The organism is uncultured Sphingomonas sp. (assembly GCF_913778135.1).
Taxonomy (GTDB): domain Bacteria; phylum Pseudomonadota; class Alphaproteobacteria; order Sphingomonadales; family Sphingomonadaceae; genus Sphingomonas.
On the sequence record NZ_CAJYVU010000045.1, the window covers coordinates 20,108 to 43,345 of the forward strand.

Annotated in this window: 28 protein-coding genes; 9 read left to right on the forward strand and 19 right to left on the reverse strand. The window is 68.5% G+C overall.

From position 1 onward, the window contains the following. Positions 1-2: 2 nt before the first annotated feature. The 9 genes from QZ847_RS04590 to hisB all read right to left on the reverse strand — a co-directional run bounded on the left by QZ847_RS04590 (position 3) and on the right by hisB (position 6,149). Entirely contained in the window at positions 3-590 is a 588-nt protein-coding gene (locus QZ847_RS04590) for a LemA family protein (protein ID WP_294189756.1), read from the reverse strand. A 158-nt stretch (positions 591-748) separates the two neighbouring features. Next, positions 749-2,284 (reverse strand): amino acid permease, encoded by a 1,536-nt coding sequence (locus QZ847_RS04595; protein ID WP_294189784.1) that lies wholly within the window; start codon positions 2,282-2,284, stop codon positions 749-751. Between the two features lie 109 nt (positions 2,285-2,393). Further along, positions 2,394-2,786: an HIT domain-containing protein gene (locus QZ847_RS04600; protein ID WP_294353529.1), complete on the reverse strand. Its 393-nt coding sequence runs from the start codon at positions 2,784-2,786 to the stop codon at positions 2,394-2,396. 16 nt (positions 2,787-2,802) lie between these two features. Next, on the reverse strand, positions 2,803-3,150 hold the full coding sequence (locus QZ847_RS04605; protein WP_093004408.1) for a phosphoribosyl-ATP diphosphatase: 348 nt from the start codon (positions 3,148-3,150) through the stop codon (positions 2,803-2,805). A gap of 58 nt (positions 3,151-3,208) precedes the next feature. After that, positions 3,209-3,394: a hypothetical protein gene (locus tag QZ847_RS04610; protein WP_093004406.1), complete on the reverse strand. Its 186-nt coding sequence runs from the start codon at positions 3,392-3,394 to the stop codon at positions 3,209-3,211. 41 nt (positions 3,395-3,435) lie between these two features. Continuing rightward, on the reverse strand, positions 3,436-4,197 hold the full coding sequence (gene hisF, locus QZ847_RS04615; protein WP_294353534.1) for an imidazole glycerol phosphate synthase subunit HisF: 762 nt from the start codon (positions 4,195-4,197) through the stop codon (positions 3,436-3,438). Beyond that, a complete protein-coding gene (gene hisA / locus QZ847_RS04620) occupies positions 4,194-4,928 on the reverse strand; it encodes a 1-(5-phosphoribosyl)-5-[(5-phosphoribosylamino)methylideneamino]imidazole-4-carboxamide isomerase (protein WP_294353537.1) in 735 nt (244 codons plus the stop codon). Before hisA ends, hisF begins: the two co-directional genes overlap by 4 nt. Further along, positions 4,925-5,536, reverse strand: coding sequence for an imidazole glycerol phosphate synthase subunit HisH (gene hisH, locus QZ847_RS04625; protein WP_294353539.1), 612 nt, complete (start codon positions 5,534-5,536; stop codon positions 4,925-4,927). The genes hisA and hisH overlap by 4 nt, the downstream gene beginning before the upstream one ends. A gap of 25 nt (positions 5,537-5,561) precedes the next feature. Next, on the reverse strand, positions 5,562-6,149 hold the full coding sequence (hisB, locus tag QZ847_RS04630) for an imidazoleglycerol-phosphate dehydratase HisB (RefSeq protein ID WP_294353542.1): 588 nt from the start codon (positions 6,147-6,149) through the stop codon (positions 5,562-5,564). 93 nt (positions 6,150-6,242) lie between these two features. On the opposite strand from hisB, the gene QZ847_RS04635 reads away from it, so the two are divergent. From QZ847_RS04635 to pncB, 8 genes are all read left to right on the forward strand, one after another. Beyond that, positions 6,243-6,725: a ClpXP protease specificity-enhancing factor SspB gene (locus QZ847_RS04635; protein WP_093004398.1), complete on the forward strand. Its 483-nt coding sequence runs from the start codon at positions 6,243-6,245 to the stop codon at positions 6,723-6,725. 67 nt (positions 6,726-6,792) lie between these two features. Continuing rightward, positions 6,793-8,181: a class II fumarate hydratase gene (gene fumC / locus QZ847_RS04640; RefSeq protein WP_294353544.1), complete on the forward strand. Its 1,389-nt coding sequence runs from the start codon at positions 6,793-6,795 to the stop codon at positions 8,179-8,181. 74 nt (positions 8,182-8,255) lie between these two features. Then, complete coding sequence (locus QZ847_RS04645; protein ID WP_294353547.1) at positions 8,256-8,465, forward strand: hypothetical protein; 210 nt, start codon at positions 8,256-8,258, stop codon at positions 8,463-8,465. After that, positions 8,465-8,677 (forward strand): hypothetical protein, encoded by a 213-nt coding sequence (locus QZ847_RS04650; RefSeq protein ID WP_294353551.1) that lies wholly within the window; start codon positions 8,465-8,467, stop codon positions 8,675-8,677. The genes QZ847_RS04645 and QZ847_RS04650 overlap by 1 nt, the downstream gene beginning before the upstream one ends. A gap of 98 nt (positions 8,678-8,775) precedes the next feature. Next, a complete protein-coding gene (locus tag QZ847_RS04655) occupies positions 8,776-9,633 on the forward strand; it encodes a DUF5694 domain-containing protein (RefSeq protein WP_294353554.1) in 858 nt (285 codons plus the stop codon). A gap of 106 nt (positions 9,634-9,739) precedes the next feature. After that, the gene (locus tag QZ847_RS04660; RefSeq protein WP_294353599.1) at positions 9,740-11,074 is read left to right on the forward strand and encodes an AarF/ABC1/UbiB kinase family protein; all 1,335 of its coding nucleotides are present in this window, start codon (positions 9,740-9,742) and stop codon (positions 11,072-11,074) included. A gap of 62 nt (positions 11,075-11,136) precedes the next feature. Continuing rightward, on the forward strand, positions 11,137-11,994 hold the full coding sequence (locus QZ847_RS04665; RefSeq protein WP_294353557.1) for a glucose 1-dehydrogenase: 858 nt from the start codon (positions 11,137-11,139) through the stop codon (positions 11,992-11,994). Positions 11,995-12,014: 20 nt separating this feature from the next. Next, positions 12,015-13,319, forward strand: a complete 1,305-nt coding sequence (gene pncB, locus QZ847_RS04670; protein ID WP_294353559.1) for a nicotinate phosphoribosyltransferase — start codon at positions 12,015-12,017, stop codon at positions 13,317-13,319. A gap of 17 nt (positions 13,320-13,336) precedes the next feature. On the opposite strand, the gene QZ847_RS04675 is transcribed toward pncB, so the two are convergent. Genes QZ847_RS04675 through QZ847_RS04685 form a run of 3 tightly spaced genes read right to left on the reverse strand, consistent with a single transcriptional unit; the run spans position 13,337 to position 15,082 of the window. Continuing rightward, positions 13,337-13,750: a hypothetical protein gene (locus tag QZ847_RS04675; RefSeq protein ID WP_366930170.1), complete on the reverse strand. Its 414-nt coding sequence runs from the start codon at positions 13,748-13,750 to the stop codon at positions 13,337-13,339. Continuing rightward, a complete protein-coding gene (locus QZ847_RS04680; protein ID WP_294353561.1) occupies positions 13,689-14,669 on the reverse strand; it encodes an SDR family oxidoreductase in 981 nt (326 codons plus the stop codon). Before QZ847_RS04680 ends, QZ847_RS04675 begins: the two co-directional genes overlap by 62 nt. Next, complete coding sequence (locus tag QZ847_RS04685; protein WP_294353564.1) at positions 14,666-15,082, reverse strand: cupin domain-containing protein; 417 nt, start codon at positions 15,080-15,082, stop codon at positions 14,666-14,668. Before QZ847_RS04685 ends, QZ847_RS04680 begins: the two co-directional genes overlap by 4 nt. 89 nt (positions 15,083-15,171) lie before the next feature. Here QZ847_RS04685 and QZ847_RS04690 point away from each other — a divergent pair, with 89 nt between their 5' ends. Then, on the forward strand, positions 15,172-16,017 hold the full coding sequence (locus tag QZ847_RS04690) for a type 1 glutamine amidotransferase (protein WP_294353568.1): 846 nt from the start codon (positions 15,172-15,174) through the stop codon (positions 16,015-16,017). On the opposite strand, the gene QZ847_RS04695 is transcribed toward QZ847_RS04690, so the two are convergent. From QZ847_RS04695 to QZ847_RS04725, 7 genes are all read right to left on the reverse strand, one after another. Further along, complete coding sequence (locus QZ847_RS04695) at positions 16,014-16,499, reverse strand: metallophosphoesterase family protein (protein ID WP_294353570.1); 486 nt, start codon at positions 16,497-16,499, stop codon at positions 16,014-16,016. The genes QZ847_RS04690 and QZ847_RS04695 overlap by 4 nt on opposite strands. Positions 16,500-16,555: 56 nt before the next feature. After that, positions 16,556-17,317 carry a glycosyltransferase family A protein gene (locus QZ847_RS04700; RefSeq protein ID WP_294353574.1) on the reverse strand — a complete coding sequence of 254 codons (762 nt, stop codon included), beginning with the start codon at positions 17,315-17,317 and terminating at the stop codon, positions 16,556-16,558. 179 nt (positions 17,318-17,496) lie between these two features. Continuing rightward, positions 17,497-18,072 (reverse strand): uracil-DNA glycosylase, encoded by a 576-nt coding sequence (locus QZ847_RS04705; protein ID WP_294353578.1) that lies wholly within the window; start codon positions 18,070-18,072, stop codon positions 17,497-17,499. A gap of 12 nt (positions 18,073-18,084) precedes the next feature. Further along, positions 18,085-18,636, reverse strand: a complete 552-nt coding sequence (locus QZ847_RS04710) for a DUF4142 domain-containing protein (protein WP_294353581.1) — start codon at positions 18,634-18,636, stop codon at positions 18,085-18,087. Positions 18,637-18,834: 198 nt separating this feature from the next. Then, on the reverse strand, positions 18,835-20,919 hold the full coding sequence (locus tag QZ847_RS04715) for a TonB-dependent receptor (RefSeq protein WP_294353586.1): 2,085 nt from the start codon (positions 20,917-20,919) through the stop codon (positions 18,835-18,837). Positions 20,920-21,004: 85 nt separating this feature from the next. Continuing rightward, entirely contained in the window at positions 21,005-22,162 is a 1,158-nt protein-coding gene (locus tag QZ847_RS04720; RefSeq protein WP_294353589.1) for a CaiB/BaiF CoA-transferase family protein, read from the reverse strand. 421 nt (positions 22,163-22,583) lie between these two features. Continuing rightward, a partial coding sequence (locus QZ847_RS04725; RefSeq protein WP_294353592.1) for a C-terminal helicase domain-containing protein occupies positions 22,584-23,238 on the reverse strand: 655 nt, incomplete at its 5' end.

Genomic DNA, 23,238 nt, shown 5'->3' on the forward strand with positions numbered 1-23,238 from the left:
GCTCAGGCGCCGAAGTTCACCGTCGGCGCGGTCTGCGCGTTGGGCGTGGTCGCCTGGAACGGCACCATCGGCTTCGCACCGTAGAAAATCTTCGCGCCGACCGCGTCGGGGAAGGTGCGGATGCGCGTGTTGTAGTCCTGCACCGCCGAATTGTAGTCGCGCCGCGCGATCGTGATGCGGTTTTCCGTGCCCTCAAGCTGCGATTGCAGCGCCATGAAGTTGGCGTTGCTTTTCAGGTCGGGGTAGGCCTCCTGCAAAGGGCGCAGCTGCGTCAGTGCGACGCTCAACCCGTTCTGCGCATTGGCATATTGCTGCACCTTGGCGGGATCCTTCAGGTCGTCGCCCGACAGCTGGATACGGCCGGCATTGGCGCGCGCCTCGGTCACGCGGGTGAGCACGTCCGACTCCTGCTTGGCATAGCCCTTCACCGTCGAGACGAGATTGGGGATCAGGTCGGCGCGGCGCTGATACTCGTTCTGGACGTCGGCCCAGCGCGTCTTCGCAGTCTCCTCGGCGGTCGGAACGCTGTTGAGCCCGCACGCGGCGAGCGGAAGCGCCATCAGCGCGGCGGCAACGGCACGGTGGGTCATCGTCTCGGCTCACTCCCTAGGTCTGTGTCAGCCATATAGGACACGTGAAGGCGTGCGCGAAGGGGGATTGGTGTCAGACGTGAAATGAAATGGCTTGTGCCAAAGAAAAGGCCGGAAGGATCGCTCCTCCCGGCCCCTGTCTGCACGGTCAGACGGTGTCAGTGACCCGCGTCGGGTGTCACCACCACGCCGCGGCCGAGATGGCTCGTCTTGCGGCTGTAGGCGTAATAGACGGCGAGGCCGATCGCGCCCCAGACGAAGAACACCAGCATCGCCTGCCACGGCAGGTTGACGAACAGGAAGATACAACCCGCAATCGTCAGCGGCCCGACCAGCCACAATGCGGGCGTGCGGAACGAGCGCTTGGCATTCGGTTGCTGGCGACGCAGCAGCATAACGTTGATCGCAACCATCATGAACGCATAGAGCGTGCCCGCATTCGCCCAGTCGGCGAGCTGGCCGACGGGCAGGAACGCCGCCGCGATCGCGACCGCGATGCCGGTGAGCGCGGTTACGATATATGGCGTCTTCCACTTCGGGTGCACACGGCTGAGCGCCTCGGGCAGCAGGCCGTCGCGGCTCATCACGAAGAAGATGCGCGTCTGGCCGAACAGCAGGATCAGGATGACCGACGGCAGCGCGATGTTCGCCGCGATCCCGAGCAGGTTGCCGATCTTGCCGAAGCCGACCACGCGCAGCACGTGTGCCAGCGCCTCGTTCGAGCAGACGAGCGCGTCGCGGTATTGCGGCAGCGCGCACTGGCGCGCGAGTTCGGGCGAGCCGGCCTCGAGCGGCATGCCGGTCAGCGCGTTCATCACCGGCTGGCCGCCGATGGCCCCGATCGCGCCGGCAGAGACGACGATGTAGAAGACGGTGCAGATCAGCAGCGAGCCGATCAGGCCGATGGGGACGTTGCGCTGCGGGTTCTTGGTTTCCTCCGCCGCGGTTGAGACCGCATCGAAGCCGACATAGGCGAAGAAGATCGTCGCCGCCGCGCCGACCGCGCCGACGCCGGTACCGAGCCCGCCGAACACGCCCGCGGGCAGGAACGGGCTGTAATTGGCGGTGTCGATCTTGGGCAGGGTGAGCGAGCAGAAGATCACCAGCGCGACGACCTTGATCGCGACCAGGATCGCGTTGACCTTCGCGCTCTCCGACGTGCCGACCATCAGCAGCCACGTCATCAGCAGCGAGATGAACACGGCAGGCAGATTGACGAAGCCGCCCGGCGCGCCGCCCAGCGCCAGCGGACCCGCGCTCGCCCAGGCAGGCAAATGGATGCCGAGGAATTGCTGCAGGATCGTGCCGTTGAAATAACCCGACCAGCTGACCGCCACCGCGCTCGCCGCGACCGCATATTCGAGGATCAGCGCCCAGCCGACCGTCCAGGCGATCGTCTCGCCGATGGTGGTGTAGCTATAGGTATAGGCGCTGCCCGCGACCGGGATCATCGCCGCGATCTCGGCGTAACAGAGTGCGGCCACGATGCAGATCGCGCCCGCGATCGCAAAGGCGAGCATCAGGCCGGGCCCGGCCTTCTGCGCGCCGACCGCGGTCAGCACGAAGATGCCGCCGCCGATGACGCATCCGATGCCGAACAGCATCAGCTGGAACCAGCCGAGCGAGCGGTGGAGCGATTTCTCCTCCGCGGTCGCCAGGATGGCGTCCAATGGTTTCATGCGTTCGAAAAAGATCAAGGAATGCCCCCTCCCGGCGGGTATGCGAAAGCGGGGAGCCTAGCGACCTCTCCCGCGGTGACAAGTAGGCCCGGTTTTACGCGGGCTGCGTTGGTAGCCGTTGTTACTAGCGTTGGCTGTCGTTCGCTACCAGCATCGGTCCGAGTGCGCGACCGGCGAGGATGTGGACGTGGAGGTGCGGCACCTCGGCGTGCGCGTCGCCGCCGATATTGGCGATCAGGCGATAGCCGCCGGCGACCAGCCCGGCGTCGCGCGCGACACGGCCGATTGCGCGGGTTAAGCCGGCGATCTCCGCATCCGATGCGCGTTCGCTGAAATCGTCCCAGCTGACGTAGGCCCCGCGCGGGATCGCGAGCAAGTGGGTCGGCGCCCAGGGCGCGATGTCGCGGAACACGACCGCGTAATCGTCCTCGTACACCCGCGTCGAGGGGATCTCGTCACGCAGCAGGCGGGCGAAGATGTTGTTGTCGTCGTAGGGTTGGGTGGCGTCGACGGTCATGGTCGCGGCTCCGGGATCAGGGGCGAAAGGAGAGGGGGAGTCCGGCCGGGGTGCGCGCGGCCTTTTCGTCGAGACCGCCCAGTCCTTCGCGCTTCGCGAGCTCCATCCGCACGTCGCCGAGACTGAGCCCGGCGTCGGCGAGCAGGACGAGCAGGTGGTAGATGAGGTCGGCGGCCTCGGGCACGATCGCGTGCGGGTTGTCCCCCATCGCGGCGATGATCGTCTCGGTCGCTTCCTCGCCCAGTTTCTGCGCGATCCGCGCGCGGCCCTTGTGGAACAAGGAGGCGGTGTAGGAGGCGCCCGCGTCGGCACCCTTTCGTTCAGCGATCGTCGCCTGAAGGCGATCGAGGATGTCGTCGGCCATGTCGCGCGGGGTGCCCCCGCCCGCGACGCGGGTCAATCCTTAGCGACGACGCTCCCGATCAATCCTTGCGGGTTGCGGCGCGGCGTCTCAGCGCACGACGCGTGAGCCACACCGCGATGACCGCGAACACGAACAGCGCCACGTCCGACAATTCGGGTGCGGTGCGCGGGCGCGGGTGCCCGTCGTGTCCGCTCGCCGCGACGAGCAATGGGGCGAGCAGCAGGGCAAGCAGGCGCGGGTTCATCGTCTTGGCCCTAGCAGACGATTGTCACTGAAACGTTGGCGTCAGTGCGTGCGCACCGGAACGCCCGCCGCCAACAGCGCGGCGTGCGCGTCGGCGATCGTCGCCTCGCCGAAGTGGAAGATCGAGGCGGCGAGCACCGCGGATGCGTGGCCCTGCGTCACGCCGGCGACGAGGTCGCCCAGCGTACCGACGCCGCCCGAGGCGACGACGGGCACGCTCGTGCGGTCGGCGATCGCGCGGACGAGGTCGAGGTCGTAGCCGCCGCGCGTGCCGTCGCGGTCCATAGAGGTGACGAGCAGCTCGCCCGCGCCCAGTTCGGCGAGGCGGAGCGCGTGCGCGACCGCGTCGATGCCGGTCGCGCGGCGCCCGCCGTGGGTGAACACCTCCCAGCCGTTCTCGACGCGGCGCGCGTCGATGCTGGCAACGCAACATTGCGCGCCGAAGCGCTCGGCGATGTCGGCGACCACCTCGGGCCGCGACACGGCGGCGGAATTGACCGCGACCTTGTCCGCGCCCGCCAGCAGCAGCGCGCGCGCGTCCTCCGCGGTGCGTACCCCGCCGCCGACGGTCAGCGGCATGAAGCAGACCGCGGCGGTGCGGCGGACCACGTCGAGGATCGTACCACGTGCCTCGTGGCTGGCGGTGATGTCGAGGAAACAGAGCTCGTCGGCGCCCGCCGCGTCATACGCGCGCGCCTGCTCGACCGGATCGCCCGCGTCGACCAGGTCGACGAAGTTGACCCCCTTCACGACGCGCCCGTTCGCCACGTCGAGGCATGGGATGACGCGCGCGCGGACGGTCATGCGGCGGATGCAACCGACAGCGCGGCGGCGAGGTCGAGGCGGCCGTCGTAGAGCGCGCGGCCGGTGATGACGCCTTCGACGCCGTCGCGGGCGTGGAGCGCCAGGACATGGATGTCGGCGATGCCCTTCACCCCGCCGCTGGCGATCACAGGAATGTCGACGCTGCGCGCGAGATCGACCGTCGCTTCGACGTTGCAGCCCTTGAGCATCCCGTCGCGCCCGACATCGGTGAACAGGACGGCGGCGACGCCCGCGTCCTCGAAGCGGCGCGCTAGGTCGGTCGCCGAGACGGTCGAGACGTCGGCCCAGCCCTTGGTCGCGACCATACCGTCCTTGGCGTCGACCGCGACGACGATGCCGCCGGGATAGTCGCGCGCCATGTCGCGGACGAAGTCGGGATTCTCGAGCGCGGCGGTGCCGATCACGACGCGCGCGACGCCGAGGTCGAACCACGCCGCGACCGCCTTCGGCGTGCGGATGCCGCCGCCGAGCTGTACGTGGCCGGGGAAGGTCGCGACGATGCTGCGCACCGCGTCACCGTTGACGCTCTCCCCTGCGAACGCGCCGTCGAGGTCGACGACGTGGAGGTGGCCGGCACCGGCGTCGGCGAACTTAGTCGCCTGCGCAGCGGGATCGTCGCCGTAGACGGTGGCGCGCGCCATGTCGCCTTCGGCGAGGCGGACGACCTGACCGGCCTTCAGGTCGATGGCGGGGAAGACGATCAAACTCATGGGCGCCACTTCAGGAAACGGTCGAGGAGCGCGAGGCCGTAGCGCTGGCTCTTCTCGGGGTGGAATTGCACGCCGACCATGTTGTCGCGCGCCATGGCGGCGGTGACGGGACCGGCGTGGTCGGTGGTGGCGACCACATCGGTATCGTCGCCCTGACAGGCGAAGCTATGGAGGAAATAGGCCTCGCCCGGCACGATCAGCGGGTGGGGGCGGGTCGGTACCACGTCGTTCCAGCCCATGTGCGGCACCTTTGCGTCGGTGCCGGCGGCGTCGATCAGCCGGACGCGCCCGTTGACCCAGCCGAGGCCGGCGTGCGTGCCGAGTTCCTCGCCCGCCTCCGCCATCAACTGCATGCCGACGCAGATGCCGAGGAACGGCACCCCCTCGCGCCGGACGCGCTGTTCCAGCGCCTCGACCATGCCGGGCACGCCGCGCAACGCGGTCGCGCACGATCCGAACGCGCCGACGCCGGGCAGGACGACGCGATTGGCGCGCGCGACCGTTTCGGCGTCCGCAGTTACCGTCAGGTCGGTGCAGCCCGCTGCCCTGAGCGCGTTCTCGACCGAGTGGAGATTGCCCGCGCCGTAGTCGATCAGCGCGAGCGTCATGGGCGAGCGCTCACAGCACGCCTGCTCACAACACCCCCTTGGTCGAGGGGATCGCGTCGGCCTTGCGGGGGTCGATCTCGGTTGCGGTGCGCAGCGCACGCGCCAGGCCCTTGAACGCGCTCTCGGCGATATGGTGGTTGTTGTGGCCGTGGAGCAGCTCGACGTGGAGCGTGATGCCGGCGGTCTGCGCGAACGAGTGGAAGAAATGCTCGAACAACTCGGTGTCCATCGTCCCGAGCGTCGCTTGACCAAACGGTGCGCGCCACACCAGCCACGGACGTCCCGAGATGTCGAGTGACACGCGCGTCAGCACCTCGTCCATCGGCGACAGCGCGTCGCCGTAGCGGCGGATGCCGCGCTTGTCGCCGAGCGCCTGCGCGACTGCGCTGCCCAGCGCCAGTGCGGTATCCTCGACCGTGTGATGCGCGTCGATGTGGAGGTCGCCCGTCGTCTTCACGTCCAAGTCGATCAGCGAGTGGCGCGACAATTGTTCGAGCATGTGGTCGAAGAAGCCGACGCCGGTTGCGACATGGTAGACGCCGGTGCCGTCGAGGTTGACGGAAACCTCGATGCTGGTCTCGCTGGTCGAGCGCTTGATGGTCGCGGTCCGCATGGAGGCTCCCTTAGCGCCGCCGCCGCGCCAAGCAAGTTCGTGCCTGCCGCGCACTCTTGACCGGGCCAGCCACGACGCTACCCATGCGCCGCGATGAGCGAGATGCCCGACAGCCTGATACCGTACGACGAGATCGTGCAGGAAGCCCTGCGTGCGGTGGTGGGCCGCGTGCTTAACACCGTGGCGGAAACGGGCGGGCTGCCCGGCGAGCACCATTTCTATATCACGTTCAAGACGCAGGCGCCCGGCGTCGACATTCCGCAGCGGCTGATCGAGCGTTTTCCCGACGAGATGACGATCGTGCTGCAGAACCGGTTCTGGGACCTGCTGGTCGACGAGCAGAAATTCTCGGTCGGATTGTCGTTCAACCAGGTGCCGTCGAAGCTGGTGATCCCGTACTCGGCGATTACGGGCTTCCACGATCCGGCGGTCAATTTCGAACTGCGCTTCCAGGCGCAGGAGGGGCCGGGCGACGGTCCGGGCGGGCACGATCCGGCGGAGAATGACGGCACGCCGACCGCGGAGCAGCAGGACGGCAGCAACGTCGTCGCGGTGGATTTCAAGCGCAAGAAGTGAGGCGGCGCACACGCGGTTGATCCGCGGGTGCGTGCAACGAGTTGCGTGCCCGCGCGCTTGATCGTGCATGGCCGACACACGCACCGAAACCGATTCGATTGGACCGATCAAGGTCCCCGCCGACGCTTACTGGGGCGCGCAGACCGAGCGTAGCCTAGAGAATTTCCCGTTCGGCGCGCGCGAGCGGATGCCGATCGAGATCGTCCGCGCGCTCGCCTGCGTCAAACTGGCCGCGGCGCGGGTTAACAAGCGCCACGGGCTGGAGACGGAGAAGGCCGAGGCGATCGAGGCGGCGGCGCGCGAGGTGATCGACGGACGCCTCGATGACCAGTTCCCGCTCGTCATCTGGCAGACGGGGTCGGGCACGCAGTCGAACATGAACGTGAACGAGGTGATCGCAGGCCGCGCCAACGAGGCGCTGTCGGGTACGCGCGGCGGCAAGGTGCCGGTCCACCCCAATGACGACGTCAATCGCGGGCAATCGTCGAACGACAGCTTTCCGACTGCGCTGCACGTCGCGGCCTCGATCAAGGCGGGGGCGGAGCTGCTGCCGGCGTTGACCAGCCTGCACGACACGATCGATGCCAAGGCGCGCGAATGGGACGATCGGGTCAAGATCGGCCGCACGCATTTGCAGGATGCGACGCCGCTGACGCTGGGACAGGAGTTTTCGGGCTACGCAGCCCAACTCGCCGCTTGCCGTGCGCGGATCGATGCGGCGCTGATCGACGTCAACAAGCTGGCGCAGGGCGGGACGGCCGTGGGTACGGGCCTGAACGCGCCGGCCAAGTTCGACCGTGACATGGCGACCGAGATCGCGGCGCTGACCGGCATCCGCTTCGTGCCCGCAGACAACAAGTTCGAGGCGCTGGCGAGCAACGACGCGCTGGTGCAGCTGTCGGGCGCGCTCAACACGCTGGCGGTCGCCTTGACCAAGATCGCCAACGACATCCGCCTGCTCGCCTCGGGTCCGCGCTCGGGCCTGGCCGAAATCGATCTGCCCGCGAACGAGCCCGGCAGTTCGATCATGCCGGGCAAGGTCAACCCGACGCAGTGCGAGATGCTGACGATGGTGGCGGCGCAGGTGATGGGCAACCACGTCGCGGTGACGGTCGGGGGCATGCAGGGGCATCTGGAACTCAACGTGTTCAAGCCGCTGATAGGCAGCAACGTGCTCCGATCGATGGACCTGCTGGCGATTGGAATGCGCGCGTTCGAGGAGCGTTGCGTTGCCGGGATCGTGCCGAACGAGGGGCGGATCGCGGAGTTGCTCGACCGCTCGCTGATGCTCGTCACCGCGCTCGCGCCCGAGATCGGCTATGACAATGCCGCCAAGATCGCCAAGCACGCGCATGCGCAAGGGCTGACGCTGCGCGAGGCGGGGCTGGCGCTCGGGCTGGTCGATGCCGAGACGTTTGACCGTGTCGTGCGGCCGGAGACGATGATCGGCAGGTAAGGGCCGAGCTAAGTAGGTCCGCGCCGGAACCGCAACTCGCCTCCGCTCATTACCCCGCCGAAGGAGATCATTTCATGGGTGCAACAAGCGTGGGCGCGCTGATCGGCGGTGCGATCGATGCGATGTCGGGCGATGACGACAGCGTCGCCGATGGCGCGTTGATCGGAGCGGTCACGGCCAATGTGCTGAAAGTGGTTCTGCCGATCGCGGTTACCCACGCGATCGGCTGGGGCGTGTTGAAGGGCGTCGCGGTGCTGAGCGACCGGATCAAGGAGGCTGTGTAATGTTGAGGACGATTTTGGGCGCGCTGGTCGGTCGCGAAGTAAGCCAGAACAGCCGCGGCAGCGGCGTCAAGGGTGCGGTGATCGGCGGGCTGCTGACGCGCGGTCTGTCGCGCATGGGGCCGCTCGGCATGGCGGCGAGCGCGGCGTACCTCGGCAAGAAGGCATACGACCGTCGCAAGGCCGCGCGCGCAGGAATTCCGCCGCGGGTGTGACCGCGCGATCCTGACGGGTTGAGGAAACACGCGACCCTGACGGGTTGAAGCATCCTCCCCGCCGTGTACCAAGGTCGTGACGGCGGGGAGTTGATGCGATGAAGAAGTTGATTGGCGCAGGTTTGCTCGCGCTCGGCGTCGGTCTGGCGGCTGGTGCTGCCATGGCGCAGGGCGTCTCCTTCTCAGGCAATCGCGCCGCGTTGCTGGTGGTGGGCTCTGCCCATTTCGGCAATCCTGGACAGGACATCGGCAACACGCGGGTCGAGAACGTGCTGGCACCCGACCGACAGCGCGAGATCGAGGCGGTGGTGGAACGGCTCGCGCGATTTCATCCCAACCATGTTGCGGTCGAGTGGGATACTGCCGACCAGGCGAAGCTCGACAAGCGCTACGCCGATTATCGCGCCGGCCGCTACAAGCTGACCGCCGATGAGAGCGACCAGCTGGGCCTGCGGCTCGCGGCCAGGCTCAATCTGCCGCGCGTCGACGCCGTCGATTTCCAGGGTGACAAGCCGGGCAAGGACAGCGATTACGATTTCGTGGGCTGGATGAAGGCGCACGGACGCGCAACCGAGTGGGCGGCGTTTCAGCGGCAGGCTCAGGCGCAAGCGGACGCCAACGGTGCGCGGCAGCGCTGTAGCTCGGTCGGCGACTGGCTACGTTATTTTGCCGACCCCAATTACGTGGCGCTCAACGAAGCACCTTACTACACCATCGCGCGGATGGGCGACGCGCGCGACAACCCCGGCGCAAATTGGGTTGGGCAATGGCACGCACGCAACCTGAAGATCTACGCCAATCTGGCGCGCGTCGCGGGGCGTCCGGGCGACCGAACGGTGGTGATCTTCGGTGCGGGACACGCGCCGTTGCTGCGTGCCTATGCGAGCGAGTCGGGCACGTTCAACGTCGTCGACGCGCGCGATTACCTGCCGAGCGGACCCAGGCGGCGCTGCTGACGCGGCGCCCATTTAGCACGCTCGGCCAGCCAGTATCCCGCGCAGCCTTCGTCATCAGCGAACGTTGAGCGCGCAAAGGAGTGCGGGCGTGAGTGACGAAGATCGGATGACGGGTGGCGGCCGCGCAGTGCCGAGCGGACGGATCGCGAGAGTGAGCGCGTTCGGGCGGCTGGCGGGCGGAGTCGCAGGCGGCGTCGTTGCCGAGGGCGCGCGTCGGCTGGCGAACGGTGAGCGCCCGCGGATGGGCGACCTGCTGCTCACCCCGGCGAATGCGACGCGTGTCGCCGATCAGCTCGCCAACCTACGCGGCGCGGCGATGAAGCTGGGGCAGATGGTGTCGATGGATGCGGGCGACCTGCTGCCGCCCGAACTGACCCAGATCCTGGCACGGCTGCGCGACAATGCGCACCACATGCCGCCCAAGCAATTGGACGCGGTTTTGGTGCGCGAGTGGGGTCAGGGCTGGCGGCGCCGCTTCGCGCATTTCCAGGCGCACCCGATCGCCGCCGCTTCGATCGGACAAGTCCACCGTGCGCGGCTGCCCGATGGGCGCGAACTGGCGATCAAGGTGCAATATCCGGGCGTCAAAGAGAGCATCGACGCCGACGTCGACAATGTCGCGACGCTGCTGCGCGTATCGGGGCTGCTGCCGCGCGAACTCGACATCAAGCCGTTGCTGGAAGAAGCCAAGCGGCAGCTGCACGAGGAGGCCGATTACCGCCGCGAGGGTGCGATGCTGACGCGCTACGGCGAGCTGCTGGCGGGCGAGGACGGCTTCGTCGTGCCGAAGCTTGAGCCAGTGCTGACGACCGAGCGCGTGCTGGCGATGGACTTCGTCGCGGGCGTGGCCGTGGAGACGCTGGAGGACGGAGCCCGGGAGGTGCGCGACGCGGCGATGGCGCGGCTGATCGCGCTGGTGCTGCGCGAGCTGTTCGACTGGGGGTTGATGCAGACCGACCCCAATTTTGCCAATTACCGCTGGCAGCCGGAGACCGGTAGGCTGGTGTTGCTCGATTTCGGTGCGGCGCGCGGTGTGCCGGCGGAGACGAGCGCGGGCTATCGCCGGCTGCTCGCCGCCGGGCTGTCGGGCAACCGCGACGCGGTGCGCGAGGCGGCGGTCGCGGCGGGGTTCATGGGCGAGGCGGCGGCGACTGCGCACCGCGCGCTGGTCGACCGAATGATCGACGTGATCCTGTCCGAGCTCAACCAGCCCGGCGTGTTCGATTTCGGCGACCGCGCCTTCGTCGGCGTGCTGCGCGAACAGGCGATCGACATGGCGCGCGACCGTTCGACCTGGCACGTCCCGCCGATCGACACCTTGTTCGTCCAGCGCAAGATCAGCGGCACCGCGCTGCTCGCCGCGCGGTTGAAGGCGCGGGTCGATATCCGTGCGATGGTCGCGGCGCGGATCGAGGGGGAAGGTGTCGCCGCGATCGCCTGACCTCGTGCGGGAACGCATCGGCGGCCCGGTTCTTTGTGCGTCGGCAGATGCAGGAGCCACGCATGACCTTTCGCCCCGAACCGCCTTTCGCCGAGCAGCAGCAACAGGTGCCCGGCGACACCGAGCAGATGGATCCGCGGCCGGACCACGGTGAGGACAGCTACGTCGGCTACGGGCGATTGAACAGCCGCAAGGCGATCGTGACCGGCGGCGACAGCGGGATCGGACGCGCGGTCGCGCTCGCCTTCGCGCGTGAAGGCGCGGACGTGCTGATCAGCTATCTGAACGAGGACGACGACGCGGCCGAGACGAAGCGGCTGGTCGAGGACGCGGGGCGCACGGCGGTGCTGGTGCCCGGCGACATCAGCGATCCCGCACACGCGCGCGCGGTGGTCGCCAAGGCGGTGGAGGCGTTCGGGCGCGTCGACGTGCTGGTCAACAACGCGGCCTACCAGCACACCTTCGCCGAGATCGAGGACATTCCGGATGAGGAATGGGAGAAGACCTTTGCGATCAACATGCACGCAATGTTCTATCTGTCGAAAGCCGCGGTGCCGCACATGCGCGAGGGTTCGTCGATCATCAACACGACATCGATCAACGCCGACAAGCCGCTGCCGACCTTGCTCGCCTATGCGACCACCAAGGGCGCGATCCACAATTTCACCGCCGGGCTGGCGCAGATGCTCGCCAAGCGCGGCATCCGCGTCAACGCAGTCGCGCCGGGTCCGGTGTGGACGCCGCTGATCCCGTCGACGATGCCGGCCGATCAGGTCAAGTCGTTCGGGCAGGAAACGCCGATCGGGCGCGCAGCGCAGCCGGCCGAGCTGGCGCCGCCCTACGTCATGCTGGCGAGCGACGAGGCGAGCTATATCTCGGGCGCGACAATCCCGGTGACGGGTGGTACGCCATTCCTCTGACCTGTTGAGGAGGACTCCGCGTGGCGGTGACCGACATCGCCACGCGCGTATACGACCATAGCTGGCGGCTGGACCCGATCGTCCGCAGCCTGCTCGATACCGACTTTTACAAGCTGCTGATGCTGCAGATGATCTGGCGCGAGCACCGCGACGTGCGCGCGACCTTCGCGCTGATCAATCGGACGAAGTCGGTGCGGCTGGCGGAGGTGGTCGACGAGGCCGAGTTGCGCGAGCAGCTGGATCACGCACGCGGGGTCAGGCTGGCGAAAAAGGAGCTGATCTGGCTGGCGGGCAATACTTTTTACGGCGAGCGGCGGATGTTCGCGCCCGATTTTCTCGCCTGGCTCGCCGACTTCCGCCTGCCCGACTATGATCTGCGCGTTGCTGACGGGCAGTACGAACTGCATTTCGAGGGCGCGTGGACCGACACGACGATGTGGGAGATCCCCGCGCTCGCGATCGTCAACGAACTGCGCAGCCGTGCGGCGCTCAGGGCGCGCGGGCGGTTCGAGCTCGATGTGCTGTACGCACGCGCCAAGGCGAAATTGTGGGAGAAGGTCGAGCGGCTGCGATACTTGCCCGAGCTCGTCATCTCCGATTTCGGTACGCGGCGGCGGCACAGCTTCCTGTGGCAGCGCTGGTGCGTTAGGGCGTTGAAGGAGGGGCTGGGCAGCCGCTTCATCGGATCGTCCAACGTGCTGCTGGCGATGGATAACGATCTGGAGGCGATCGGCACCAACGCGCACGAGCTGCCGATGGTGATGGCCGCGCTCGCCGACGACGATGCGGGTGTGGCCGCGGCGCCGTACCGGGTGCTGGAGGAATGGCAGGCGCATTACGGCGGCAATTTACGCGTGGTGCTGCCCGACGCGTTCGGGACCGCGGCGTTCCTGGCACACGCGCCCGACTGGGTCGCCGACTGGACGGGATTTCGCCCCGACAGTTTGCCGCCGATCCAAGCGGGCGAGCAGATCATCGATTGGTGGCGCGCGCGGGGCCGCGATCCTCGGGCCAAGCTGCTGATCTTTTCCGACGGCATGGATGTCGACTCGATCGAGGCGACGTACCGCCACTTTGCCGGGCAGGTGCGGATGAGCTTTGGCTGGGGCACCAACCTGACCAACGATTTCCGCGGTTGCGATCCGCAAGGCGGACACGCGCTGGAGCCGATCTCGCTTGTCGCCAAGGTGATCGAGGCGAACGGGCGACCTGCGGTCAAGCTGTCGGACAATCCGTCGAAGGCGACGGGCGATCCGGCAGAGATCGAACGATACCTTTGCATCTTCGGTAACGGTGGGCGGGCCGAGGCGGCGGTGTCGGTCTGAGTGGCCTGGTTTGAGACCTAACCTGCTGACCCGCCCGAGGAGGGATGGTTGGCGGATAGGTCAAGCGACGCGAACCAGTCGGCGTAGGGTGTGTTGCGCGCCATGTGGCGGTTGAGGTCGGGGGCGCCGTCATCCCACCAGACCGGGCCGCGCTCGCCGAGCGCGACCTTGGCGGCGTGAACCCTGGTGCGCGCCGCGGCGATTGCTTCGGTGTCGCCGGTGCGGCCAGCGCTGCCGATGATCCGCCGCGCGTCCATCAATTCGGCAACCAGCCCGGCGCGCACGTTGTCGGATAGTGCAGGATTGCTCCGCCGCCACAAACGGCCGCGTACCACGAGGTAGCGGCCGTCCGGCGTGACGGGTGCGCGGTCAGTCGTGGCGACGCCGCCAGAAGAATGCGGCGAGCCCGGCCAGCCCCGCGGCGGCGACACCGCCGGCGACTAGCCCGGCCTTGCGTCGCCGTTCGGGATGGCGACGACCACCATCGACCCCGCTGGGCGCGGCGGGTGGTTCGTGGAGCGCGCCGGCGTCGTCTTCACCGGGCTTGGCGCGGTCGGACCACACGTCCATGAAGCCGTTCATCATCGCGGCACCGAGGTTCGGCGCGGCGAACTGTCCGAGCTTCATCGCGCAGGCGGGCGCGCCGACGACAGTCGTGTTGCGCGGTCGTTTGGCGAGTTTCACCACTGCTTTCGCCACCGTCTCGGGCGCGAGCGCGCCGGGGGGCAGCGACAGCGTCGCACCGGTGTAATTGCCCGCGTGGTCGATGCCCGGCGTGTCGACGAAGGTCGGGTAGACGTCGCAGACGTGGATGTGCGGGTGCTTCGACACTTCGGCGCGCAGTGCCTGGCTGAATCCACGCAAGCCAAATTTGCTCGCGGCATAGGCGGCGGCGTAGGGCGTCGCGACAAAGCCGCCGACCGAGATCATATTGACCCAGGTGCCGCGGTCCTGCGCGAGGAAGATCGGCCAGACCGCGTGCGCGTCGTTCATGTGGCCGATCAGATTGGCGTCGATGACGCGGGCGTGATCCGCCATCGGCACGTCGTGGTATTTGCCGACCACGCCGACGCCGACGTTGCTGAACCACAGGTCGATCTCGCCCAGGATCACCTGCGCCTCGGCGGCGAAGGCGGCGACCGCAGCGGCGTCGGTCACGTCGACCGATCGTACCTCGGCGGTGCCGCCCGCGGCGCGTACCTTCGTGGCAATGTCCTCCAGCCCCGCTTCACCGCGCGCGACGAGCACGAGGTGCGCACCCTTTTTGGCGAAGGCGATCGCGGTGGCGGCACCGATCCCGCTCGACGCGCCTGTGATGACGATCCGCAGGCTGGAGGATCGCTTTTTCACCGGCCGATCGCGTCCTTGACCGCGTCGGTCGCCTTGGCGAGCAGGCCCTTCTCGGCTTCCTCGGCCTCCGCCTTGGTCTTGAACGCGGCACCCTCGGGCTCGGCGGGCGGCGCGTAGACCGAGAACAGCTTCAGCGCCGACGAGCCCTTGTTGGTGAAGTTGTGCTTCGATCCCTTGGGCACGACGACCATGTGGTTCGGGCCGGCCTTGGTGTGATGATCGTCGATCGTGACCTGCGCCTCGCCGGTGACGATGAAGGTGGTCTGGTCGGCGTTGTGCGTCTCAAGCCCGATGTCCTCGCCTGCCGGGATGCTCATCAGCACCACCTGCACCTTGTTGTCGCGGAACACTTCCTTCTGCCACAGCTCGTTGTTGTTCGCGAGCTCGACCATGTCCTTGTTGAAGATCGCCATCTTTCTTCCTTTCAATGTGTTGCAGGGGAGAACGACGTGGAGCGCCAAGCGTTCACTCACATTCACAACAATCATTCGATCGGACGCGCGTGAGATTTCTGGTGGCGGAAAGCGAGACTGCGCAGGACCGTGCCGACCGGCGCAAGCGCGCGGGCAAGAGTTCGGGCGAGAGTTTCCAGGCGACGCTGGAACAGATGGCGCCGGGTGCGGAAGTTACGCGCGTCGAGCCGGCCGACGCGGACGGTGACCGCCTGAGCGCGGACGAGATTGCCGCCTATGACGCGGTGTTCCTGACCGGATCGCCGCTTCACGTCTACGACGATGCGCCCGAGGTCGAGCGGCAGATCGCCTTCATGCGCGCGGTGTTCGACAGCGGGGTGCCGTCATTCGGTTCGTGCGCGGGATTGCAGGTCGCGGTCGCGGCGGCGGGCGGGCGCGTCCGCAAGATGCCCGAGCGGCTGGAGGCAGCTGTAGGCCGACGGATCACGGCGACCGAGGCGGGGCGCGACCACCCGCTGCTCGCCGGACGCGCGCCGGCGTGGGATGCGGCATCGGTGCATAGCGACGAGGTCGAGGAACTGCCCGAGGGCGCGCTGCTGCTGGCGACGAACGGCGTGACGCGGGTGCAGGCGGTGGAAATCCGGCACGGCAATGGCGTGTTCTGGGGCGTGCAATATCACCCGGAGCTGAGCCCGGGTGAGATCGCCTCCGCAATCCGATCGCAAGGCAATTCGCTGGTCGAGGAAGGGCTGGCAAGTGACGAGCAGGCGGTGGAGCAGCGGGCCGTGCTGCTCGATCGCATCCAGCGCGACCCCGACGACCACGCCGCACGCTGGGAGCTGGGCGTCGACGACGAGTTCGCGCACGATGACCGGCGACGGCTGGAGATCGCCAACTTTATCGCCGCGATCCCGATGCTGCGTGGAGGCGGCTAAGGCGCGAGCAGATCGGCGAGGCGGACGGGCGCGAAATCGCGCGCGTCGACGCCGACGTCGAACTGGCGTGGCGTCGGTTTGAGCCGGCCGTGGCTGTGCCCGTGCAGGTTGATCGCGCCGCGCCCCTGCCCGTTCCATGAGCGGAACGGATAGTGGCAGAGCACGAGCTTGCGGCCGTCCTCCTCCAGTTCGGCATAGTCGGCGACGCTTGCCCAGCCCTGCGCGGTGAGCGTCGCGTCGGGATCGTTGTTGCCGCGGATCAGATGCTTGGTGCCGTTCAGGCGGGTGAGCAGCGCGGGCACGTCGGCGGCGCGGCGTGCGACATCGCCCAGGTGCCAGACCTCGTCGCCTGCGCCGACCACATCGTTCCAGCGCGCGACGAGCAGTGCGTCCATATCCGCCACCGACGCGAAGGGGCGCCGCTGGATGTTGATCGTGCGGTGATCGCCGAAATGGGTGTCGGCGGTGAAGAAGCGCGTCATCGTCCGGGCGAACGCCTGGTGCGGCTTGCCTGATCCCGCTGTTCCTCGATCGGTCCTCAGGCTGGTTGCAGCAGGTCGGCCAGATAGGGATGCGCGCGGACGCGGCGCGCGTTGACCGCGTTGATCGCCTCGTCATCGACCAGCCGCGCGCCCGCGACCGTGCGGTACAGCGCGACGCAGCGGTCGATGCGCGCGAAGCGGGCGCCATCCGCGGCGGCGCGGGTGTAGAAATCCCAGTCGTTGCAATTGTGGAAGCTGGGATCGAAGCCAGCGACCGCCGTCACGGTAGCGCGGCGCACGATCGACCAGCTCGGCCCGATCACGCCGCCGCTGGCGAGCGCGCGGCGAATGTCGCCACCCGACCAACCGCACTCGGGCTCATCCGGCACGGCGTTTCCTTCGACCCGCGCGAAGAACCCGACGACGATGTCATGGCCCGCGGATCGCTCCAGCAGCGCGCGCGCCGCGCCTGCTAGCCAGACGTCGTCGCTGTCGAGAAAGGCGACCCAGGGCGCGGTGCAGAGCGACACGCCGACGTTGCGCGCGTTCGACGCGCCGCCGTTGCGGGGCAGCACCGCGGCCTCGACGTTCGCGTGCATGGCCGCCAGCCGCCGGATCACCGCGGCGCTGCTGTCGCTCGATCCGTCGTCGACCAGCACGACCCGCGTCGGCGCGTGCTCCTGCGCAAGCACGCTCTCGAGCGCATCGGCGACGACGTGCGCGCGATTGTAGCAGGGTATGACGACGTCGTAGGCGGGCAGGGGAGCGTGCGTGGAGAGGGTGAGGTCGGTACGGCAGTCGTCGGTCGGCAGGTACATGGCGTCCTTTGCGGGTTTGGCGATCGCGCACGCGCCGGCATGATCGGCGGCGCGCGATTATTTTCTTAGCCTTGTGGAACCTTCTGCGAAGATCGCTGGCACCATAGCAAATCGCGCGAGAACGGGAAGGAGCGTGAGGCCGTTTTCGCTGTTTTTGGAGCACTTTGCCGCCGCACGAGCTACAGCCTCGCGTCGTTCAGCAATCCGGCAGCTTGCATGAGCGTATTTCGGATCGTGCGTGCGATGTCCGGACTGGTGCAGACGATCGTGGGCGAGGGATGCGGCATCGTCAGCATCGCTACGCGAGGGCAGCAGCCGGCGAGCACCGGTGCGGCTTCGCCAGCAACGCGGCCGGCGAGCACGGCGACGCAGAGGCGCGGGAGCAAGGCGAGGAAGTCAGGCAGGGTGGCGAGCCCTTCGCGTATCTCGCCGCGACGGAGCGGGCGATTGCGCGCGCCGGGTTCGTGGACGATCCACGGCACGGTGTTCCACAGGATCGTGTCGCGGCGCGCGATCGCGGCCTCATCGAGGAAGCGGGTCAGGTTGCGCGCCGTACCGGTCTGATTGTCGCGCGACACTTGACGATCGCCTGCATCGCCGGGACCGGGTGTCTCGAGCAAAATCAGCAGGCGCGCGCTCGCGCCGCCGTCGGCGGGATCGAACAACGGCATGCGGCGCCCGCTGTCGACCAGCGAGCGCCGCCATGCTTGCAGTCGCTCCTGCGCGATGCTGTTCAATCGGTCAGCGTCGTGCACGAGCGGCGCGGGTCACATCTTGTGCCCGGCACCCATCTCTCCGGCCTGCATTTTCGTTACCATGTCGACGTGGCGCTTGACGATCGGGGCCGCGGCCTTCGCGTTGGCACGCAGCGCAGCCTGATCGCCGCCGGCGGCGTAGCTCTGCTGCAGGTCGAGCGCCACCTTATGCGCGGGCAGCTGCTGCGCGAGATAGATGCGGTCGAAGTCGCCCGGTGCGGCCTGCTGCAATTCGGTGATCGACGCGGTCGCGCCGGCATCGAGCATCGGTGGCGTCGGCGTGAGACCGGCCTTCTTCGCCGCCGCCATCGTGGTGGCGGTCGTCTTTTGATGGTCGCGAATCATCATCGTCGCGAAACGCTTGATCGCAGGGTTCTGCGACTTCTGCAGCGCGATTTGGCTGGAGTTGATCTCAAACAGGTCGCTCATGCCCGAGGCCATGACATAGGGCATCGCCTGCAACTTCGCCTCGGCGGGCGGCGGGGGCGGCGGGGTCTGTGCGACGGCGGGCAGTGCGGCGGTGGCCGAGGCCAGCGCGACGGCGAGACCAGTAAGCGTCTTCATTTTCTTCTCTCCTAGTCGGACAGCAACATGGGTGGCGCGGCACGGGGTCGCGACATGCGCCTTCAACCCGGAAGAACAGTCGGTAGTTTCGCCCGTGAACAGGAAAAGAACACTGATATCGATCAAGGTCGTTGTTGTGCGTCGTGGAAGTTGACCGCTTCCGCGCGGCGTGGCGTTACTTGATAAAGTCGAGCATCCTCACGATCCGCGCAGTCGAAGCCCGATCCACAACGTACGCGGCGTGGCGCGTTCGACCAGGTCGGCGCCGCTGATGCCTGCCTCCACGCGCGCGTCGAACAGGTTCTCGGCCCGCGCCTCCAGCGCCAGCGCGCGCGTGAGTGGCAGCGACAGGTAGCCGTCGACGGTCGTCGCGGGCGCCAGCGCGCGCGTGTTGGCGTCATCCTCGAACTGGCGCGCGGCGTGGCGCAGCGTCGCCGACGCGGTGAGCGCGTCGTGTCGCCAGCCGAGCGTCGCCGAGACGAGGTCACGCGGCGTCTGCGCAGGGCGCAAGCCATCGAGCGCTGTGGCGCTGCCCGATGCCTCCACCCGCGGCGACACGTGGCTCCACGACGCGCGCGCGAACAATGGTCCCGCGAGATCCCAGTCGGCGTCGAGCTCGAGCCCGGTCGAGCGGATCGCGTCGAGGTTCTGGCGCACGCGGTACACGCCCGCCGCCGAGACAAAGCCGACGCCGGGGAAGGTGCCGGGCCCGCGCGCAACCGTCACGTTGGCAATCGCGTCCTCCAGCCGGTTCCAGAATATGGTCGCGGCGAGCGTCATGCGTGCGGCAGGGGTGATCGTGACGCCGCCGTCGATGCCGGTCAGCCGCTCGGGTGAGAGCGCGGCGTTGGCAGCGATCGCGTCGGCACCGACGCGGAACGGGCGGTATAGCTCGTTGAGTGTCGGCAGGCGCCAACCGCGATAGCCCGAGGCGCGCAATGTTACGCCATCTCCCAGCCGGTACGCCACGCCCGCGCGCCCGGTCGCCTCGGTGCCGTCGCGGTCGGCGAAGCGATCGTCGGTGAAGACGGTCGCGGCGGCGAGCGCGCGCTCGTTCAGCCGCCCGTCGGTGATCCACCAGCGATCGACGCGTCCGCCGAGCGTCAGCGTGAGCGGGCCGCGTGTCCGGCTCGCGTCGGCGAAGGCCCCGAGCGTCGTGCTGCTGCCCCCCGCCACGCGGCGCCTGGTCGGAAGACCGTTTGTGTAGCTGTAGAGTTCCTGCGTTCGCCCGCTGACATCGCGCCAGTCGACGCCCAGCCGCAGGTCCGCGCCCGTGCCGAGCGGCGGCACCAGCTCAAGCCGCGCGCCGAGCCCGGTCGCGGGCGTGTTGTACTGGTCGAGCGTCGGCGTCGCAGTGGTGCGCGCGGCGTCGACGCTGGCGAACTGCGACGCGAAGGCGCGGGTCTGCACGTGGGCGAGCGCCGAATAGCCCCAGTGTCCGCGCCCGATCAGGCGCAGGCTCGCGTCCGCGCCCTCGCTGCGGTTGGCGGTGAACGGCAGCCCGCGCGTGCGATGGTCGGTGAAGGCGCTGACGTTGGCCTGCAATTCGCTGTCGGCGCCGGTGCGGATCACGCCGCGTATCGCGCCCGACGCCTGCTCGTAGGGTGCGCGACCGTCGACGAAGCCGCGGTCCTCCGCGACGATCGGCGCGAAGCCGTCACCGCGCGCGTAGGCGGCGGACAGGGTCGCGAAGCCGCCGTCGTTGCTGAGCGTGGCGGAACCTTGCGCGTCGAGCGCGTTGCGGCTGCCATAAGCGACGCTGCCGAGATAGCGCGGCACTTGCGTCGGGGTGGCGCTCTCCAGTTCGACCGTGCCGGCGAGCGCGCCGGGGCCGAAGTAACCGCTGCCGCCGCCGCGGGTCACGCGAATGCGCCCGATACGGTCGGTCGCGTAGGCGGGAAACGGCACCCAGCCGCCGAACGGGTCAGCCTGCGGCACGCCGTCGAGGATCAGGAGCGCGCGGCTCGACGCGTTGCCGCCGATCCCGCGCAACGAGATCCCCTGGCTGGTCGGATTGGCCGAGCGAGAGTCGGAGCGGCGGAACTGCTGCACCCCCGCCACATCGGCGAGCACGCTTTCGAGCCGGTCGGCGGCGTTGCTGCGGATCTGCTCGGCAGTGATCGTCACCACGCTGGCGGCGGCGTCGCCGGGGCGATCGCTCAGGCCCCGGCCGGTGACGACGACGTCCTCGCCCGCTGTGGGGTCGGTTGGCGCGGGCGTTTGGGCGAAGGCCGGGGGCGCACTGCCGAGCAGCAGGGCGAGCGAGAGGGTGGGGCGGATCATGCGATTTTTCGTGGCCGGGAAGCGACCCCCTTAGCCACGTGGCGACCCGAACGCCTCAACGTCGCGCAGGTGAACGAGAGCGCGATCAAGCCCAGTCGGCGTCGGCATGCTCGCCGAGCCTGGGACTGGCACGTTCAGCGATGACGCGGCGACCGTCGATCGTGATCGGGGCGGCGAGGCCCGCCAGACCTTCGACGCTGATCTGCATGCCGCGGGCCACCACCTGCGGGTCGGCGAAGACCTGATCGATGCGGTTGACGGGGCCGACCGGTACCCCGGCCTGCTCCAGTGCGGCGAGCAGCTGTGCGCTCTCCCACTTCACCGTCTCCGCGACGATCAGCGGAAGCAGCGCGGCGCGGTTGCGCACCCGCGCGGGGTTGGTGGCGAAGCGTTCGTCGGCGGCGAGTGCAGGCGCGCCGAGGACAGCGCACAGCCGGGCGAATTGCCGGTCGTTGCCGACCGCGACGATCAGGTCGCCGTCGCTCGTCGGGAAGCTCTGGTACGGGGCGAGGTTGGCGTGGCCGTTACCCATGCGGCCGGGCACGGCGCCGCTCGCCATCCAGTTGAGCGCCTGATTGGCGAGCACGCCGACCTGCGTGTCGAGCAGCGCCATGTCGATGTGCGCGCCGACGCCGGTCCGCTCGCGCTCACGCAGGGCGGCGAGGATCGCGACCGCGGAGTAGACGCCGGTGAACAGGTCGGCGATCGCGACGCCGCTCTTCTGCGGGTCGCCGTCCGGCTCGCCGGTCAGCGACATGATCCCGCCCATGCCCTGGATGATGAAATCGTAGCCGGCGCGGTGCGCGTAGGGGCCGGTCTGACCGAACCCGGTGACCGAGCAGACGATCAGTCGCGGGTTGGCCGCGCGCAGCGTGGCGGCGTCGAGCCCGTATTTGGCAAGGCCACCGACCTTGTAATTCTCGATCACCACGTCGGCGCCAGCGGCGAGCGTGCGGACGCGGGCTTGGCCCTCGCCGCTCGCGATGTCGATCGCGACCGATCGCTTGCCGCGGTTGCAGGCGTGGTAATAGGCCGCCGACAGGTCGGTGCCGTCGTCGGCGGTGACGAAGGGCGGACCCCAGTGACGTGTGTCGTCGCCCTCGCCCGGCCGCTCGACCTTGATCACGTCTGCGCCGAGATCGGCGAGCAGCTGCCCGCACCACGGCCCCGCAAGAATGCGCGCGAGTTCGAGCACGCGCAGGCCGGCGAGCGGTCGGGGCGGGGTGGCGGTCGGAGCGGTCATCATCGACCCTTGTAGGGTACTATTGTGCCAAGTCGACGCTCTATAGGCTCGCGTTAATCGGCCGGGGGGGGGGCCTCGTCGAGCGTGACGAGGACTACGCGCTCCCAGGTCGCGGTGTCGCCAGCGTCCGCCATCGCGCGTGAAGGTTCGCGCACGGTGTGTGGCGCACCGCCAACGCGTCGTCGCAATAGTCGGGCCAGTTCGCGTCGATCAGTCTGCCCGCCGATTCCTCTTGTCCGGCCCGTTCGCGCTGATGCGCTGCGCGGCGAGCACGCGCGATACGCTCGACGAGCGGCGTAACGGATACATGCATGATGCGACCTCCTGCATCTCAAACGCGAAACGGCCCGCGCGGCTCCCGCGCTCGCCTCGAAGGCAGAGCGCGAGCGCCACGCGGGCCGCTTACGATCGGCGAGAAGGATCAGGCAGAGATGCTGCGCCCGCCACCTGCGCCGCCGCGGCCGCGCCCACCGCGACGACGGTTGCCGCTCGCGTTGGCGTAGTTGCGACCGCCGGTATTGGCGCCTGCGCCGCCGTTGCCACCCTGTGCGCTACCCTGCGCCGGGCGCTGGCCACCGTGTGCCGGACGACCGCCGCCCCCATGACCGCCACCGTGCGCGCGGGCGGGTGCCTGCGGCTCGTGCTGGCGCGAACCGTGTGCGGGGCGCGGCGCGTGCGTCGCCTTCGGTCGTGCGGGGCCACGCTGGCGGTCGGCGCGGGGTGCCGGATCGGCACCGATCGCCTTGACGCGCTCGGCCTTCAGCTGATCGGCGCGGCGGGTGAAGTCGTCGGGCAGCGGCACCGACGGGATCTTCTGGCGCGTCACCTTCTCGATGTCCTTCAGGTACGGCCGCTCGTCATCGGCGCAAAAGGCGATCGCCTCGCCGCTGGCGCCAGCGCGCGCGGTGCGGCCGATGCGGTGGACATACTGCTCGGGCACGTTGGGCAGCTCGAAGTTGAACACGTGGCTGACGCCCGACACGTCGATGCCGCGCGCGGCGATATCGGTCGCGACCAGGATCGGCACCTCGCCCGACTTGAACAAGGCAAGCGCGCGCTCGCGCTGCGGCTGACTC